This window comes from Agromyces mangrovi (assembly GCF_030296695.1).
Classification (GTDB): Bacteria; Actinomycetota; Actinomycetes; order Actinomycetales; family Microbacteriaceae; genus Agromyces; species Agromyces mangrovi.
Map to the genome: position 1 here is coordinate 1,925,700 of NZ_AP027737.1, position 17,266 is coordinate 1,942,965.

13 protein-coding genes and 2 pseudogenes are annotated in these 17,266 nt (G+C 72.9%); 11 read left to right on the forward strand and 4 right to left on the reverse strand.

Features of this window, described 5'->3' with window-relative positions:
* Window positions 1–65: 65 nt before the first annotated feature.
* Window positions 66–1,388, reverse strand: coding sequence for an ABC transporter substrate-binding protein (locus QUE38_RS09170; RefSeq protein WP_286307601.1), 1,323 nt, complete (start codon window positions 1,386–1,388; stop codon window positions 66–68).
* A gap of 262 nt (window positions 1,389–1,650) precedes the next feature.
* Between QUE38_RS09170 and QUE38_RS17905 the strand changes: the two genes are divergently transcribed.
* The 5 genes and pseudogenes from QUE38_RS17905 to QUE38_RS09190 all read left to right on the forward strand — a co-directional run bounded on the left by QUE38_RS17905 (window position 1,651) and on the right by QUE38_RS09190 (window position 6,652).
* Window positions 1,651–2,151 (forward strand): glycoside hydrolase family 78 protein, encoded by a 501-nt coding sequence (locus QUE38_RS17905; RefSeq protein ID WP_459076949.1) that lies wholly within the window; start codon window positions 1,651–1,653, stop codon window positions 2,149–2,151.
* Window positions 2,067–3,116: pseudogene (locus tag QUE38_RS09175) on the forward strand (family 78 glycoside hydrolase catalytic domain); the annotation flags it as partial. The gene QUE38_RS17905 and the pseudogene QUE38_RS09175, both read left to right, overlap by 85 nt.
* 116 nt (window positions 3,117–3,232) lie before the next feature.
* Window positions 3,233–4,465 carry an alpha-L-rhamnosidase-related protein gene (locus tag QUE38_RS09180; RefSeq protein WP_286307602.1) on the forward strand — a complete coding sequence of 411 codons (1,233 nt, stop codon included), beginning with the start codon at window positions 3,233–3,235 and terminating at the stop codon, window positions 4,463–4,465.
* Entirely contained in the window at window positions 4,462–5,568 is a 1,107-nt protein-coding gene (locus tag QUE38_RS09185) for a dienelactone hydrolase family protein (protein ID WP_286307604.1), read from the forward strand. Before QUE38_RS09180 ends, QUE38_RS09185 begins: the two co-directional genes overlap by 4 nt.
* A gap of 61 nt (window positions 5,569–5,629) precedes the next feature.
* Window positions 5,630–6,652: a LacI family DNA-binding transcriptional regulator gene (locus tag QUE38_RS09190; RefSeq protein WP_286311738.1), complete on the forward strand. Its 1,023-nt coding sequence runs from the start codon at window positions 5,630–5,632 to the stop codon at window positions 6,650–6,652.
* A gap of 42 nt (window positions 6,653–6,694) precedes the next feature.
* On the opposite strand, the gene QUE38_RS09195 is transcribed toward QUE38_RS09190, so the two are convergent.
* The gene (locus tag QUE38_RS09195; RefSeq protein ID WP_286307606.1) at window positions 6,695–7,429 is read right to left on the reverse strand and encodes a FadR/GntR family transcriptional regulator; all 735 of its coding nucleotides are present in this window, start codon (window positions 7,427–7,429) and stop codon (window positions 6,695–6,697) included.
* A gap of 125 nt (window positions 7,430–7,554) precedes the next feature.
* On the opposite strand from QUE38_RS09195, the gene QUE38_RS09200 reads away from it, so the two are divergent.
* The 5 genes and pseudogenes from QUE38_RS09200 to QUE38_RS09220 all read left to right on the forward strand — a co-directional run bounded on the left by QUE38_RS09200 (window position 7,555) and on the right by QUE38_RS09220 (window position 12,383).
* Complete coding sequence (locus QUE38_RS09200; RefSeq protein WP_286307608.1) at window positions 7,555–9,327, forward strand: dihydroxyacetone kinase family protein; 1,773 nt, start codon at window positions 7,555–7,557, stop codon at window positions 9,325–9,327.
* A pseudogene (locus QUE38_RS09205) lies at window positions 9,324–9,799 on the forward strand (ribose-5-phosphate isomerase). The gene QUE38_RS09200 and the pseudogene QUE38_RS09205 overlap by 4 nt, the downstream one beginning before the upstream one ends.
* On the forward strand, window positions 9,799–10,704 hold the full coding sequence (locus tag QUE38_RS09210; RefSeq protein WP_286307610.1) for a triose-phosphate isomerase family protein: 906 nt from the start codon (window positions 9,799–9,801) through the stop codon (window positions 10,702–10,704). Before QUE38_RS09205 ends, QUE38_RS09210 begins: the two are co-directional and overlap by 1 nt.
* Window positions 10,705–10,711: 7 nt before the next feature.
* Window positions 10,712–11,506 carry a sugar phosphate isomerase/epimerase family protein gene (locus tag QUE38_RS09215; RefSeq protein ID WP_286307612.1) on the forward strand — a complete coding sequence of 265 codons (795 nt, stop codon included), beginning with the start codon at window positions 10,712–10,714 and terminating at the stop codon, window positions 11,504–11,506.
* A 67-nt stretch (window positions 11,507–11,573) separates the two neighbouring features.
* A complete protein-coding gene (locus QUE38_RS09220) occupies window positions 11,574–12,383 on the forward strand; it encodes a phosphogluconate dehydrogenase C-terminal domain-containing protein (protein WP_286311740.1) in 810 nt (269 codons plus the stop codon).
* A 126-nt stretch (window positions 12,384–12,509) separates the two neighbouring features.
* Here QUE38_RS09220 and QUE38_RS09225 read toward each other — a convergent pair whose 3' ends face one another.
* Window positions 12,510–15,164, reverse strand: coding sequence for a glycoside hydrolase family 78 protein (locus QUE38_RS09225; protein WP_286307614.1), 2,655 nt, complete (start codon window positions 15,162–15,164; stop codon window positions 12,510–12,512).
* Between the two features lie 128 nt (window positions 15,165–15,292).
* Between QUE38_RS09225 and QUE38_RS09230 the strand changes: the two genes are divergently transcribed.
* Entirely contained in the window at window positions 15,293–16,162 is an 870-nt protein-coding gene (locus tag QUE38_RS09230) for an NAD-dependent epimerase/dehydratase family protein (protein WP_286307618.1), read from the forward strand.
* Window positions 16,163–16,290: 128 nt separating this feature from the next.
* Here QUE38_RS09230 and QUE38_RS09235 read toward each other — a convergent pair whose 3' ends face one another.
* A complete protein-coding gene (locus tag QUE38_RS09235) occupies window positions 16,291–17,169 on the reverse strand; it encodes an SMP-30/gluconolactonase/LRE family protein (RefSeq protein WP_286307619.1) in 879 nt (292 codons plus the stop codon).
* Window positions 17,170–17,266: the final 97 nt, after the last annotated feature.

Genomic DNA, 17,266 nt, shown 5'->3' on the forward strand with positions numbered 1-17,266 from the left:
GCCGGCGGCCGGGTGGCCGCCGGCCCCTCGCTGTCGTTGGACTACACGTTACGCGTCAGGCGCGCCTACCAGTCGAGACCGAGCTGGGCGGCCTGCTTCTCCACGTCCTCGTCGTAGAGCGCGGCGCCGTCCTCGGCCGAGCGGATGCCCGAACCGACCTCGACCGTGATCTGCTCGAGGGCCGGTCCCTTGATGGGGGAGAGGAACTCGAGCGCCGGAGCGGTGCGTCCCTCGTCGAAGTAGGGCTGCATGTCCTTCACCAGCTGGGGCACGTCGTCGGGCAGCGTGCAGTTGGTCATCGAGAACGGGCCGTTGGCGCCACCCGCGGTGACCTGGATCTCGCAGCCCTCGGCGGTGACGGTGAAGGCCAGGAAGTCCTTCACGGCGTCGAGCGTCGCGCCCTCGGTGGTGTTCGGGACGTACAGGCCGCCCGGCTGCCACATGGTGAGCGTCGTGTCCGCGGCATCCTGCGCCGGCAGGGCGAAGACGCCCACGTCGTTCAGGTTGTCGGGGTACGAGTTCTGCAGCACGCCGACCGCGAAGCTCAGCATCGGGTAGACCGCCGCCTCGCCGGTCGCTACCATGCGCACGCCGTCGTCGTAGAGCGCCGACGCGAAGTCCTCGTTGAAGAGGTCCTCCTCGTAGGCGTCCTGCTGGTTGAGGAAGCCCTGCAGCGCCGGCTGGTCGACGTACTTGGCGTTGCCCGCCGTGTACTCCTCGGCCCAGCTCGGGTCCTGCGTGTCGACGTTGCCGAAGTCGCCCAGCACGAAGAGCTGGCTCGTCCAGGTGTCGCCGTAGGTCTGGGCGATCGGCACGTAGCCGGCGTCCTTGATGGCCTGGCTGTTCTCGATGAACGTGTCCCAGTCCTCGGGGATCTCGAGACCGAGCTCCTCGTAGATCGGGATGTTGTAGAGCGCGGCGCCCGCCATCGACGTGCCGATCGGGGTGCCGTACACGCCGTTGTCGGTCGAGACGACGGTCTTGAAGTCGTCGGTCAGGTCGGCGACCCAGGGCTGGTCGTCGAGGTTGGTGAGCGTCTGGTCCGGCCCGAGCGCCTGGAAGAGCGAGCCCGAGTTGTACAGGAACAGGTCGTTCATCTCGCCCGTCGCGAGGCGGGTCTTGACGATGTTGTCGCCCTCGCCGCCGCCCGGGCGCTGCTCGATGTCGAACGTGATGTTCGGGTTCGCCTCGGTGTACGCCGCGGTGAGCGCCTCGACCATCGAGACGGTCTGCTCGCCGTTGTCGATGAGGAACGAGAGCTGGATCGCCTCGTCGCCGTTCGAGTCCTCGTCGCCGCCTCCGGCGGAACATGCGGCCAGGGGAAGCGCCAGCAGGGCTGCTCCCGCCACCGCCACGGCGCGGGTGCGCCGGTTGCGTGTGATCTGCATCTTTACCTCCTTGTAAAGAGAGCGGACAGCCTCGGTGCGTGCTGTCCCGCCTCTGCTTTGAAACGGTTCAGTTGGACTGTATGCCCGTTGAGCGTCGCTCGTCAAATGTTTCTCGGTAACGATCGTGCAACGCATTGATTCGTTTCATTCGGTTTTGGGCCGAACGACCCGCACCTCGTCGTGCGAACTGGTTGACATGATGCGTGAATCGATTCACGATGACAAGTGCCCGAGCGAAGATGCTCGGAGCGGAAGGATCACGATGAGCGACCCCCGAACCGTCCGAGTCGATGCAGGGGCTCCGCGTGGCAGCGATGTCGTCGCGTTCCCGCGGCCGCGCCTGGGCTGGGCGACCGAGACGGACACCCCCGACTGGCTGCAGGCGTCGGCCGAACTGGAGCTCCACCGAGCCGGCGGCATCGAGACCGCGACCGTCGCCGGCCGCGACTCGGTCGGCGTGGACTGGCCGTTCGCCTCGCTCGCCCCACGCGAGCGGGCACAGCTGCGCGTGCGCACCACCGGCGCGGACGGCATCACCGGCCCGTGGAGCGAGCCCCGCGAGATCCGCGCCGGGTTCCTCGCCGAGGGGAGTGGGACGCCGCGCCGATCGCCCATGCGGACCCGGAGACCCACGCCCAACCCGCGCTGCTGCGCACCGAGTTCGCGCTCGACCGCCCCGTGGCATCCGCGACCCTCTACGCCACCGCGCTCGGCGCGTACCAGGTCGCGATCAACGGCGACGACGTCGACGACCAGGTGCTGAAGCCCGGTTGGACCCCCTACCGCGAGCGGCTCATCCACGAGACGACGGATGTCACGGGGCTGCTGCGCGACGGCGCCAACGCGATCGGCGTGCGGATCGCCGGCGCGTGGGCCACCGAGCGGTACGGGTTCCGCGAGCACGCCCGCACGATCTACGGCGACCAGCCCGCGTTCGCGGCCCTGCTCGTGGTCGAATTCGACGACGGCACCGAGCTGCGCGTGCGCACCGCGCCCGACGCCTGGCACTCGCATCCGTCGCCCGTGACCGCGAGCGGCATCTACGCGGGCGAGTCGTACGACGCCCGCCGCGAGCTGTCGGGCTGGTCGGAGCCCGGGTTCGACGCGTCCGCGTGGACGCCCGCCGTCGCCGGCCCCGACTTCGTCGTGCCCGAGGCCCGCACCTCGCCGTTCGTGCGGCGCATCGAGGAGCTGCCGGTGCGCGAGGTCATCACGACGCCCTCCGGCGCCACCGTGCTCGACTTCGGGCAGAACCTCGTCGGCCGCCTGCGCATCACGGTGCGCGGCGCGGCTGGCGACACCGTGACCCTGCGGCACGCCGAGGTGCTCGAGCACGGCGAACTGGGCGTGCGCCCGCTTCGTGCGGCCGAGGCGACCGACCACTACACGCTGGCCGGTGGCGGCGAAGAGAGCTGGGAGCCCGAGTTCACCTTCCACGGCTTCCGCTACGCGGAGGTCTCGGGCTGGCCGGGCGAGTTCGACCCGGCCGACGTGTCCGCGGTGGTGCTGCACAGCGACATGGAGCGCACGGGCTGGTTCGACACCTCGCACGACCTGGTGCGGCAGCTGCACGAGAACGTGGTCTGGGGCCTGCGCGGCAACTTCCTGTACGTGCCGACCGACTGTCCGCAGCGCGACGAGCGCCTCGGCTGGACGGGCGACATCCAGGTCTTCGCGCCCACCGCGAGCTTCCTCTACGACGTGCGCGGGTTCCTCGACTCGTGGCTCGTCGACCTCGAGATCGAGCAGGTCGACGGGGTCGTGCCGTTCGTCGTGCCGAACGTGCTCGACGACGACCCGCCCCCGCCGCGGCCTGGGGCGACGCCGCGACCGTCGTGCCATGGGTGCTCGCCGAGCGGTTCGGCGACGAGCAGGTGCTCGCGCGCCAGTACCCGAGCATGGTCGCCTGGACCGAGGCGATCCTCGCCGTCGCGGGCGAGCGGCGCCTCTGGGAGGGGCGGTTCCAGTTCGGCGACTGGCTCGACCCGGATGCCCCGCCGGAGAACCCGTTCAAGGCGAAGACCGACACCGACATCGTCGCGAGCGCGTACCTGTACAAGTCGGTCGACCTCGTCGCGCGGGCGGCCGAGCGGCTCGGCCACTCCGCCGACGCCGAACGATTCGGCCGGCTGCGCGACCAGGTGCGCGAGGCATTCCTCGCCGAGTACGTCACGCCCTCGGGGCGCATGGTCTCCGACGCGCAGACCGGCTACGCGGTGGCGATCGAGTTCGGCATCGCGCACGAGTCGCAGCGCCCCGCGCTCGGCGCCCGCCTCGCCGAGCTCTCCCGACGAGGCGGGTACCACATCGGCACCGGCTTCGTCGGCACGCCGATCATCGCCGACGCGCTCACCCGCACCGGCCACGTCGACACCGCCCGGCGCCTGCTGACCGCGACCGGCAACCCGTCGTGGCTCTACCCGGTGACGATGGGCGCGACCACCATCTGGGAGCGCTGGGACTCGATGCTGCCCGACGGTTCGATCAACCCCGGCGAGATGACCTCGTTCAACCACTACGCGCTCGGCGCGATCGCCGACTGGATGCACCGCGTGCTCGCGGGCCTCGCACCTGCGGCCGACGGCTACCGGGAGCTCCGCATCGCCCCCATGCCGCTCGAGGGCTTCGCGCACGCGTCGGCCGAACACCTCACGCCGTACGGCCTCGCGCGCGTCGCCTGGCGGCGCGACGGCGACGAGATCGCGGTGGATGCCTCGGTGCCGCCGAACACCACGGCGACCGTTCGGCTGCCCGGCGACGACGACGACCTCGAGGTGGGTTCGGGCGCGCACTCCTGGCGCGTGCCGGCCGCCCCGGCGTCCGCCGCGGCACCCGTGGCGGTGTCGCTCGACAGCCCGCTCGCCGACATCGTCGACGACCCCGAGGTGTACGCGACGCTCGCCGCGGCGCTCGACGGCGACGAGCCGGGCAGCTCCGGCTCGCTGCTGCGCAGCGTCAGCTGGGTGCCGGGTCGCGAGCTCGGCGAGGCGATCCGCATGCGCACGACCCCCGACCAGGTCGACGCCGTCGTGGCCGCGTTCGACGCACTCAACCGCGAGCGGGGGCTGGCCGGGTGACCGATACCGCCGTGCGGCGGGGCGGCATCGGGCTCGCCGCACTCGCGACCTACCTCGACGAGCGGCCCGTGCACCATCCGGACGACGGCCGGCAGGCGGCGCTCGCCGCCGTGCTCGGCGTGCCGGCGCACGATCCGCCCGAGGTGCGCGAGGTGGGCGGTTGGCGCACCGACGGCCTGCACGGCGGCGCGCTCGAGTGGAGCGCCGGGTACGGCCCGCCGACCGAGGCCTGGTGGGTCGCGCCCGAGGGCGACGGGCCCTTCCCTGCGGTCGTGCTGCTGCATGCCCACGGCGGCGTCACGCACGTCGGCGGGCGGCCGATGATCGACGTGCCGGGCGACGACGGGCGCATTCGCGCAGCCCGCGAGCGGCTCTACGCGGGGCTCGGCATCGGCAACGCGTTCGCGCAGGCCGGGTTCGCGGTCGTCGCGTTCGACACGTTCGGGTGGGGGTCGCGCGCGGTCCGGCTCCGGCCGGGGTCGTCGACGGCGGCGCTGCTCGAGGCGCTCGAGGCGACGGATGCCGCGAACGGCATGCACCTCGACGGGCTCGCGCTCGGCGACCGCGAGGCATCCGTGCTCGAGCCGTCGCTGGCCCGGGCCGCATCGCTGCTCGGCACGTCGTTCGCCGGCCTCGTCGCGCACGACGACCTCGTCGCGCTCGACGCCGTGCGCTCGCTCCCGATGGTCGACGCCGACCGCATCTCGCTCTTCGGCTACTCGGGCGGCGGGGCGCGGGCCGCATTCCTGTCCGCGCTCGACGGCGGCTTCGACAGCGTCGTGGTCGCGTGCATGATGACCACGTGGCGCGCGCTCGTGCCCGACCACGTCGAGGCGCACTCGTGGCTCGTGAACAGCCCCGGCCTGCCGCGGCACGCCGAGCTGCACGAGCTGCTCGCGGCGCCCGAGCGCCCGCGTCGCCTGGTGCAGTACGGCCTGCACGACCACCTCTTCACGGAGGGCGGGATGCGCGCGGCGCACGTCGCGCTCGAGGCATCCGGCATCGCCTACCGCGGCAGCTTCCACGACGCCGGGCACGAGCTCACGCCCGCGATGCTCGCCGAGGCGGTCGCGTTCGCCGGCTCCGGGGAGCCGCCGCGATGATCGCGCTCCCATGCCCTACACTCGCCGTCAGGTCGACGGGGCCGGAGGGAGGGCGGACGCCATGGCGGTGAGCGTGCGCGACGTCGCCCTCGCGGCATCCGTCTCGGTCGGCACCGTCTCGAACGTGCTCAACCGCCCCGACAAGGTCGCGCCGGCGACCGTGGAGCGTGTCCTCGCGGCGATCCAGGAGCTCGGATTCGTGCGCAACGACGCCGCACGGCAGCTCCGCGCGGGCCGCAGCCGCAGCATCGGCCTCGTCGTGCTCGACGTGCGCAACCCGTTCTTCACCGACATCGCCCGCGGCGCCGAGAACCGCGCCGCCGAAGACGGCATGAACGTGCTGCTCGGCAACTCCGACGAGTCGCAAGCGCGCGAGACCAGCTACCTCGACTCGTTCGAGGAGCAGCGCGTGCACGGACTCGTCGTCTCGCCGCTCGACGAGGACCTCACGCGCTTCGCCCGCCTCGCCGAGCGCGGCACGCCCGTCGTGCTGGTCGACCGCGAGTCGCCCGAGGAGTCGCTGTCGTCGGTCGCGGTCGACGACGTCGAGGGCGGGGCGCTCGCGGTCGAGCACCTGCTGTCGATCGGGCGCCGGCGCATCGCGTTCGTGGGCGGCCCGCACGGCATCCGCCAGGTGGCCGATCGCCTCGAGGGCGCGCGCAAGGCCATCGAGCAGGTGCCGGATGCCACGCTCGAGGTCGTCGCGACCACGTCGCTCTCCGTGCTGGAGGGGCGCCGGGCCGGCGAGGCGCTGCGCGAGCGTGCGGCGGCCGACCGGCCGGACGCGGTGTTCGCGGCGAACGACCTGCTCGCGACCGGCGTGCTGCAGGCCCTCGTGATGATGGGCGGACTCGCGGTGCCCGACGACATCGCGCTGATCGGCTACGACGACATCGACTTCGCGCAGGCGGCGGTGGTGCCGCTCAGCTCGATCCGCCAGCCCGCGGTGCTCATGGGCTACACGGCGGTCGACCTGCTCATGCGGGAGACCTCCGACGCGGCATCCGATTCGGCCCCCGAGCGCCAGCACGTCGTGTTCCGGCCCGAGCTCGTGGTGCGCGAGTCGACCGGCGGCGTCTCCTGAGCCCGACGCGGTGACGCGCCCGCGCCCTCGCCCGCGCCCGCTTCAGGCGGGGGCGGACTGCAGGCGCGCCGAGGCGGTCGCCATGTGGGCGGCCATGGCGGATGCCGCGCGGTCGGCGTCGCGCGCGGCGAGCGCGTCGTACACGGCCCGGTGCTCGGCGAGCGCGGTCGCGGCGTGCGACGGGTCCTGCACCGCCCGGTCGACCCAGACGCGCAGCAGCGAGCGCACGATCTGGAGCAGGTCGAGCAGCACGCCGTTGTCGGCGGCTCGGGCGAGGTCCTGGTGGAAGGCGAGGTCGGCGGCGACGAACGCGTGCAGGTCGTCGGCGGCTTCGGCCATCTCGTCGAGGTGGGCTGACAGGCGCGCGAGCTCGTCGTCGGTGAGGCGCTCGGCAGCGAGGCGCGCGACGTAGATCTCGAGGCCCGATCGCACCTCGAGCAGCTCGCTGGTGCGGTGCTCGCCGATGAGCATGCCCCAGCTGAGGGTCTGGGGGAGCAGCTCGCTCGCGGTGCCGCGCAGGTAGGTGCCCGAACCGGGTCGCACGTCGACGATGCCGAGGATCTCGAGCGCGGCGAGCGCCTCGCGCACGGCCGAGCGGCCGACCTCGAGCGTCGCGGCGAGCTGCCGCTCGGGCGGCAGGCGGGTGCCGGCGGCGATCGAGCCGCTCGTGAACAGCTCGAGGAGTCGCTCGGCGACGACCGCGACCGACGACCGCGCGGGCAGGGCGGTCAGGGCGGCGGTGATCTCCGCGGGGGAGTCGTCACGGAACACGGGCATGCGCACAACCTACCAACCGGTTTCCCGTCGGCCGAGGCGCCGCGCTTGAAATTGGTCAACCGGTTTGCTTGAATGGTGCGTGCCCGCGCACACCGCACCCGGGCACGCACCGACAGGAGACAGCGTTGACTCGACTCTTCAACGAGCCCGACGCGTTCGCCGACGAGATGATCGCCGGGTTCGTGGCGGCCAACCGGCGATACGTCCGCAGCGTCCCCGGCGGGGTCGTCCGCAGCACCCGCTCACCGCAGGGCCAGGTGGCCGTCGTCATCGGCGGCGGCTCGGGTCACTACCCGGCGTTCGGCGGCCTGGTGGGCCAGGGCCTCGCCCACGGTGCCGCGATGGGCAATCTCTTCGCCTCGCCCGCCACCCAGCAGGTGCACCAGGTCGCGCGCGCCGCCCAGCACGGCGCCGGCGTGCTGCTGAGCTACGGCAACTACGCGGGCGACGTGCTGAACTTCGACGCCGCGCAGGAGCAGCTGCGCGCCGAGGGCATCGCCTGCGAGACCGTCACCGTCACCGACGACATCTCGAGCGCGTCCGTCGCCGAGCGCCACAAGCGCCGCGGCATCGCCGGCGACCTCACCGTCTTCCGGGCGGCCGCGGCCGCTGCAGAGGCCGGCCACGACCTCGCCGACGTCGCCCGCGTCGCGCGCCTCGCCAACGAGCGCACCCGCTCCTTCGGCGTCGCCTTCACGGGCTGCACCCTGCCCGGCGCCGACGAGCCTCTGTTCACCGTGCCCGAGGGGCGCATGGCCGTCGGCCTCGGCATCCACGGCGAGCCCGGCATCGACGAGACCGACATCCCCACCGCCGACGAGCTCGCCGAGCGCCTGGTCGGCGACCTGCTCGCCGATGCCGAGCTGCCCGACGGCGTCGACACCCCGCGCGGCGCCCGCGTCGTGCCCATCCTGAACGGCCTCGGTGCGCTCAAGTACGAGGAGCTCTTCGTCGTCTACCGCCGCGTCGCCGAGTTGCTCGAGGTCGCCGGCGTCGAGGTCGTCGACCCGCACGTCGGCGAGTACTGCACGAGCTTCGACATGGCCGGCTGCTCGCTCACCCTGTTCTGGCTCGACGACGAGCTCGCCGAGCTCTGGGAGACGCCGGTCGACACCCCTGCGTACCGGCGCGGCTCGGTCGTGCCCGCCGAACTCGACGACAGCGAAGCGGATGCCCCTGGGTCGACCGACCCCGCCACCCCGGCGATCCCCGACGCGACGCCCGCCTCGCGCGAGGCCGCCCGCACCGTGCTCGCCGCGCTCGAGACCGTCGCGGCCACCGTCGACGCGCACGTCGACGCGCTCGGTCGCATGGACGCGATCGCCGGCGACGGCGACCACGGCATCGGCATGCAGCGCGGGTCGCACGCGGCCGTCACTGCGGCTCGCGAGGCCGTCGAGGCGGGCGCGGGCGCCGGCACGACGCTCGCGCGCGCGGGCGACGGCTGGTCGCACCGGGCGGGCGGCACCTCGGGCGCGCTCTGGGGGCTCGCGCTGCGCGAGGTCGGCGCCGCCCTGGGCGACGAGGCCGCGCCGACGCGCGACGCGGTCGCCGCCGGCGTGACCGCGGCCGACACCGGCATCCGCTCCTACGGCAAGGCCGAGGTGGGCGACAAGACCATGGTCGACGCGCTCGTGCCGTTCGCCGCCGCCCTGCGCCGCGAGGTCGACGCAGGCTCCCGACTCGCCGACGCCTGGGCGACCGCAGCCTCCGAGGCATCCGTCGCCGCAGCCGCCACCGCCGACCTGCTGCCCCGCATGGGACGCGCCCGCCCCCACGCCGAGAAGAGCCTCGGCACCCCAGACCCGGGCGCGCACTCGTTCGCCCTCATCGTCACCGCGGTCGGCGAGATGCTCGCCGCCGCCGCCTCCGCACCACCGAAGGGACCCTCGGCATGACCGACACCGCACCACTCCGCATCGTCATCGGCAGCGACGACGCCGGCTTCGACTACAAGGAGATCCTGAAGCGCGACCTCGAGGCGAGCGACGGTGTCGCGTCGGTCGTCGACGTGGGCGTGGACGCCGACGGCCACACCCCTACCCGAAGGTCGCCGTCGCAGCCTCCGAACTCGTGCGCGACGGCGAGGCCGACCGCGCGCTGCTCATCTGCGGCACCGGGCTCGGCGTCGCCATCGCGGCCAACAAGGTGCCCGGCATCCGCGCGGTGACCGCGCACGACAGCTTCTCGGTCGAGCGCGGGGTGCTCTCCAACAACGCCCAGGTGCTCACGATGGGCCAGCGCGTCGTCGGCATCGAGCTCGCCCGCCGCCTCGTGCGCGAGTGGCTCACCTACCGCTTCGACCCGACCTCGGCGTCGGCCGAGAAGGTCGCCGTCATCGACGCCTACGAGACCACCGGCAGCTGCTGATGCACGCACCCGTCTCGGTCGGCATCAGCCTGAAGATGTACTTCGGGCACGCCGACGGACTGCACTGGCTGCGCGAGGTCGCCGCGCGCGTGCCCGCGCATCCGGCGGTCGCCGACGGGCGGGTCGAGTGCTTCGTCATCCCGTCGTACCTGCAGGTGCCGGCCGCCGTGGCCGCGTTCGCCGGCTCGCCGGTGCGGGTCGGTGCGCAGGACCTCGCGACCGAGGACCGCGGCGCGTTCACGGGCGAGGTCTCGGGTGCCGAGCTCGCCGAGGTGGGCGCGACGTACGTCGAGGTCGGCCACGCCGAGCGTCGGCGGCTGTTCGGCGAGACCGAGGAGGTCGTGGCCGCGAAGACCCGGGCGGCGCTGCGCAACGGCCTCGTTCCCGTGCTCTGCGTGGGCGAGGGCGAGCGGATGCCTCCGGCCGACGCCGTCGCCGAGGTCGTCGGCCAAGTGCAGGGCGCCCTGTCCGGCGCGCCCGCCGGTCGCGTCATCGTGGCCTACGAGCCGGTCTGGGCGATCGGCGCCCCGTCGCCTGCACCTGCCGCCCACATCACCGAGGTCGCGCTCGGCCTGCGCGCCGCGGTCGCCGAGTTCGAGGGGCGCGACGGCTCCGGCGTGATCTACGGCGGCTCGGCCGGCCCCGGCCTGCTCACCGCGCTCGACGGCGCGGTCGACGGCCTGTTCGTGGGCCGGTTCGGCCACGACCCCGACGCCTTCCTCGCCGTGCTCGACGAGGCCGCCGACCTCGCCGCCGCCCGTGCCGCCGCCCGTGCCGACCACCCTTCCCGCGAGTCGCCACGAAATGTCGCTATCGGGCGCCCGATAGCGGCATTTCATGACGACTCGGCGGATGCGGATGCGGATGCGGGTGCGGGGGCGTCCGGGGAGCCGACGAGGGGGTAGTCGGGCGATGATCGGGCTCGGCACGTACGCGTTCTTCTGGCAGCACTCCGATCGGGTGCCCGAGCCGCTCTCCTTGGTCGGCGCGTTCGAGGCGACCCGGGCGCTCGGCGTCGACCTGTTCCAGGTCTGCGACTACGCGCCGCTGCTCGAGCTGACCGAGCGCGAGATCGGCGATGCGGCCCGCGCGGCATCCGACCTCGGGCTCACCATCGAGCTCGGCACCAAGGGCATCGCGCCCGACCACCTCGCGCGCTTCCTGCGCCTCGCCGACGCGTTCGACGCCCGGCTCGTGCGCAGCATGGTGTTCGGCGCCGACTTCCGCCCGACGCTCGCCGAGGCCAAGGAGCTGCTCGCGCGAAGCATCCGCGACTACGAGGCCGCCGGCGTCACCCTCGCACTCGAGACCTACGAGCAGCTGCCCACCGCCGAGCTGGTCGGACTCGTCGAGCGCGTCGGCAGCGATCGCCTCGGCATCTGCCTCGACCCGCCCAACGTGGTCGCGGCGCTCGAACTGCCGCGCGACACGATCGACGCCTGCGCCGCGCTCACCCGCAACGTGCACGCCAAGGACTCGGCCTTCGCCCGCCAGGACGGCTGGGTCGGCTTCACCTACACCGGCACGCCCATGGGCGAGGGCCTGGGCGAGTACCCGTACCTGTTCGAGCAGATCCGCCCGCGCGAGCACGGCATCAACGAGATCGTCGAGCACTGGTTGCCCTGGCAGGGCGACCCCGAGACCACCGTCCGCACCGAACGGGAGTGGACGGCCACCGCACTGGAGTACCTGAGGAGCATGTCATGACCGACACCGTGCAGAACCCCCGCAGTCCGACACCCACACCATCGCCGTGCTCGGCGCCGGCGGCAAGATGGGGATGCGCGTCAGCGACAACCTCGTCGAGACCGACCACACCGTCTTCTACGTCGAGGTCGCCCCGGCCGGGCGCGAGCGCGTCGAGGCGGCCGGGCGCACGCTCACCGACCTGGCCGACGCCGTGCGCGAGGCCGACATCGTCGTCTTCGCGGTGCCCGACCTCGCGCTCGCCCCGGTCACCGCCGAGGTCGTGCCGCAGATGAAGCCCGGCGCGATCGTGCTGACGCTCGACCCGGCGGCCGCGTACGCGGGCCTGCTCACGACCCGCGACGACGTGATCCAGGCGGTCGCGCACCCGTGCCACCCGTCGATCTTCCTGCAGCGCACGACGCCCGAGGAGTACGCCGACACGTTCGGCGGCATCGCGGCCCCGCAGGACGCCATCGCGGCCATCGAGTCCGACGACCCCGCGAAGCAGGCCATCGTCGAGGCGACCGTGCGCGCCATCTACGCGCCCGTCGTCGACGTGCACTGGGTCACGATCAAGCAGCTCGCGCAGCTCGAGCCGACCCTCGTCGAGACGATCGCCTGCATGATCGGCGCGCTGCTCAAGGAGTCGCTCGACGAGGCCGTCAACACGATGGGCGTGCCCGAGGCGGCGGCCCGCAGCATCCTGCTCGGCCACACCCAGGTCGCCCTCGCGAACGGCCTGCGCGGCGACAACCCGTTCAGCGACGCGTGCCTCATCGCGATGGACTACGGCAAGGAGTCGATCATCAAGGACGACTGGAAGAAGGTCTTCCGCGACGACGAGCTCGACAAGAACCTCGCGCGGATGCTCCACCTGGAGCGCATCGAGCGCTGACCCGCTTCACCCGGATCCACCGGCACGTGCCCGTCGTTCGGGCACGTCGAACTCGGTTGGGCACGCTGACTTCGACGTGCCCGAACGAGTTCGACGTGCCGAACCGGAGCCCGACGGCCCCGCGCCTCAGGCGGCGACGTCGAACTCGTGCGTGCCGCTGCCGACCGCCACGGGCTCGGCGCCGGGCAGCTCCACGGTCGCCGTCGCGCCCGTCGGCACGACGACCTGCACGTGCATCCGCCCGCCCTCGATGCGCCAGCCGATGGCCGCGCGCCCGTAGGGCGTCTCGTGCGCGGCCGAGGCGTGGGTAAACCCGCCACCGGGCTGCGGTGCGAAGCGGATGCTGCGGTAGCCCGGCGCCGCCGGCTCGAGCCCGGCGACCACCCGGTGCATCCAGTCCGCCACGGCGCCGAGCGCGTAGTGGTTGAACGATGTCATGCTGCCGGGGTTCACCGTGCCGTCGGGGCGCAGGCTGTCCCAGCGCTCCCAGATCGTGGTGCCGCCCTGGCGCACCGCGTACAGCCACGACGGCGCGCCCTCCTCGAGGAGGAGGTCGTACGCGGCATCCGAATGCCCCGTCTCGGTGAGCGCGTCGCTCACGATGGGCGTGCCGACGAAGCCGGTCGCGATGCGGTGGTCGGCCTCCTCGACCAGTGCGGCGAGCCGGTCGCCCGCAGCGGACCGCAGCGCGTCGGGCACGAGGTCGAACGCGATCGCGAGCGAGTACGCGGTCTGCGCATCGCTCGTCATCCGGCCGGAACCGTCGACGTACGCCGCCGTGAACGCCGCACGCACCTCGGCGGCCAGCGCGTCGAACCGCGCGCGGTCCTCCTCGAGCCCGAGCACCTCGGCCATGCGCGCGACGCGCTCGGCCGAGCGGGCGAAGTACGCGGTGGCGACGAGGTAGCGGTCGGTGCGGGCATCCGCGGGGTCGTGCGGGGGAGCGGCGGGGTCGAGCCAGTCGCCGAGCTGGAATCCGCCCTCCCAGAGCCGGTTCTCGCCGGCGAGCCGCTCCTGCAGCTCGACCCAGCGGCGGGCGCTGTCGAACTGGCGGCGCAGGATGCCGGCGTCGGCGAACCGCTCGTAGAGGGTCCACGGCGTGATCGCGGCCGCGTCGCCCCAGGCGGCGCCGGGCTGGATCGGCGTCCACATGCGCTGCGCGGGGATCACCGGCACGTACCAGGGCACGGTGCCGTCGGGCAGCTGCTCGAGCGCGACGTCCTTCAGCCAGCCCGAGAGCATGCCCGACACGTCGTACAGGAACGACGCGGTCGGCGCGAAGACCTGGATGTCGCCGGTCCAGCCGACGCGCTCGTCGCGCTGCGGGCAGTCGGTCGGGATGTCGAGGAAGTTCCCGCGCATGCTCCACACGACGTTCTCGTGCAGGCGGTTCACGAGCGCGTTCGACGAGTCGAACCAGCCGGTGCGCTCCATGTCGGTGTGGTACACCCGCGCCACGATGTCGCCGTTCGCGACGGCGGCGTCGAGGTCGCCCGGCCACTCGGTCACCTCGGCGTAGCGGAAGCCGTGGAACGTGAACCGCGGCTCCCACTCCTCGGTCCCGCGCCCCGCGAGCACGTACTCGTCGGTCGACTTCGCCGACCGCAGCGGGCGGGTGTAGATCTCACCCTCCTGCAGCACCTCGGCGGTGCGCAGCACGACACGGTCGCCGGATGCCCCGCTCACGCGGATCCGCATGCGCCCCACGAGGTTCTGCCCGAAGTCGAGCACGCGGGCGCCGCTCGGGGTGGTGAGCACCTCGACCGGCACGACCTCCTGCGTGCACCGCACGGGCGGGCCGTCGGGCGCGACGAGCGTCGCCGGGTCGCGGCGCGCGGCGACCACGCGGCCCCACCCGGAGTCGTCGAATCCGGCGCTCGACCAGCCGGCCTCCTCGAGGCGGGCGTCGTGCAGCTCGCCGTCGTAGTTGCCGGTGCGCACGATGGGGCTGGGCGCGGCGCGCCAGGAGTCGTCCGTCGCGATCGTCTCGCGAGACCCGTCGGCGTAGCGCAGCTCGAGCTGCGCGAGCAGCGACAGGTCGTGGCCGTACAGGTTGCGGAACCCGGTGTCCCAGCCGATGCGGCCGCGGTACCAGCCGTCGCCGAGCCACGAGCCGATCGCGTTCTCGCCCGCGGCGACGAGGTCGGTCACGTCGTAGGTGAGGTAGCGCAGCCGCTCGTTGTACGGGGTCCAACCGGGCGACATCGTGTCGGTGCCGACGCGGCGGCCGTTCAGCTCGACCTCGTAGAGGCCGTGCGCGGTGACGTAGAGGCGCGCGGCGACGAGCCCGGGGCGGGCGGTGAACGCGCGGCGCACGATCGACGGGCGGCGCTCCTCGGCGAGCGGGTCCTCCTGTGCGGCCGAGCCCACGGGGTAGGCCACCCAGTCGGATGCCTCGAGCAGGCCGGCCTCGACCGCGCCGGGCTCGCTCCATTCGGAACGGCTGCCGTCGGCGCCGGTGACGCGCACGCGCACGGTCGCGCGCTCGCGGGAGGCGAGGGCGGCGACGGGCCACGGCACGAGGATCTGCTCGTCGCCGGCGATCGGGTCGGAGGTCCAGCCGGTGCCGGCGCCCGGTGCGACGCCGTCGGTGCCGGGTGCGGAGGTGCCAATCGCGCCCGGCACGCCGTCGGCGCCGTCGCGCTCGACGTGCAGTTCGTAGGCCGCCTGGGTCCAGCCGGCCGGGGCCTGCGTCTTCCACGACAGGCGGGGTTCGGGGGTGCCGATGCCGAGCGCTTCGCGGTGGTGCTCGAACGTGGGTGCAGCGACGATGATGCTCATGGGGAGGTCTCCTGGTGCGCGGCCGGCGCGTCGGTGCGGGGCCGGGGTCGCTGCCCATCATGCCAGCCAATTGACACGTTTCAAACTCTGCGCGAGGATTGGTGCGATCAATCGACGAGGGAGTCACGATGCGCATCGCCGTCACGGGCAGTTCCGGCAAGCTCGGGCGGGCGACCGTCGAGCGCCTCCGAGCCGACGGCCACGACGTCATCGGCTTCGACCTCGTCGGCACGCCGGGCTTCGGATTCACCCGCGTCGACCTGCAGGACTACGGGCAGGTGCTCGACGCCCTGCTCGGCGTGACGGCACGCCACGAGGGCCTCGATGCGCTGGTGCACCTCGCCGCGCTGCCGGTGAACGGCCTGGTGCCGGATGCCGCGACCTTCACGAACAACGTCACCGCCACGTTCCACGTGCTGCACGGGGCCGTGCGCGCCGGCATCGACACGATCGTCACGGCCTCGAGCATCACCGCGATGGGGTTCCCCGACTTCGCGCACCTCACCGCGCTGCCCGTCGACGAGTCGTACACGGAGGCCAACAACACGTACGCGCTCGGCAAGGTCGCCGAGGAGGCGATCTCGGCTCAGCTCGTCGGCTGGCGCGAGGGCCTCAGCATCACGGCGCTGCGCTTCACCAACGTGGTCGACCCCGACGAGTACGGCTCGTTCGAGCGCGCCGGCGACCCCGAGTACCGCAAGGACCTCCTGCACAGCTACGTCGATTCGCGCGACGGCGCCGCCGCGGTCGCGCTCGCCCTGCGCCACGCCGCCCCGGGCTTCGAGGTCTACAACGTCGCCGCGCCCGACACGGGCATGACCGTGCCGACCGCCGAGCTCGCGGCCCGCCACTACCCCGACGTCCCCGTCACCAAAGACCTCGGCGAGTTCGAGACGTTCATGTCGATCGATAAGGCGAAGGACCGCCTCGGCTTCGCCCCCGCGCATCTCTGGCGCGACGAGTACGCCCGCTGGAAGGCCGAGCAGTCGACCCCATGAGCGACTCGCCGCGCCGTCAGCGTCTCCCAGCGAGTACGCAAAGTGCGGGAACCCGCGAGGGATTCCCGCACTTTGCGTACTCCGTCGCGCGGGCGAGTGCGCGGGCGCGGGCGGCGCGAAGCGCCGGCTCAGCGCGCGGCGACCGTCAGCGTCGCGATGCGGTACAGGCTGGTCGTCGCCGTGATGAACAGGTCGCGCCCCTCGGCGCCGCCGAACGTCACGTTCGACACGACCTCGGGCACGCGGATGTGGTGCAGGTGCCGCCCCGCCGGCGTGTAGACGTGCACGCCGTCGCCGGCCGAGGTCCAGAGCCGGCCCTCCTCGTCGATCGCGAACCCGTCGGACACGCCCGTCGGCACCTTCGCGAAGTGCGCGCCCGGGCCGGTCACGCGCACGCCGTCGGTCGGGTACGACTGGATGTGCGTGTCTGCCTCGTGCCCGGCGAGCGACCCGGTGTCCGACACGTAGAGCACGCCCTCGTCGGGCGAGAAGCCGATGCCGTTCGGGTGCACGAGGTCGGTGACGACGGGCTGCACGTCGCCGGTCGCCGGGTCGAAGCGGAAGACGTAGCATCCGTCGTATTCCTGCGGCGCCGGGTGCCCCTCGCGTCCGCTCGGGTCGAGTCCGTAGGGCGGGTCGGTGAACCAGATCGAGCCGTCGGATGCCACTGCCACGTCGTTCGGCGAGTTGAATCGCCCCTCTGCCCAGCGGTCGACGAGCGTCTCGGGGCCGTCGGCGCCCTCGCGCTCGATGGCCCGTCGGCCATGGCTGCACTGCACCACGCGGCCCTCGAGGTCGAGCGTGCGCCCGTTCGTGTACTCCGCGCCGTCGCGGAAGACGCTGAGGCGCCTCGTCGCGGCGTCCCACTCGAGGATGCGGTTGTTCGGGATGTCGCTCCAGCGCACGCGTCCGAGTTCGGGCAGCCAGAGGGGACCCTCGGCCCACTCGCATCCGGTCGCGAGCTTCTCGAGCTTCGCCCCGCCCGCGATGAGTCCGATTCCGGTCATGGCCGTTCCCTTCGCACTCGTTCCGGCACACGTTCCGCGCCGGGCATCCGCACCCGCTCGATGTCAGCGTAGCCCGCACCCACTCCCGCGAACCCCG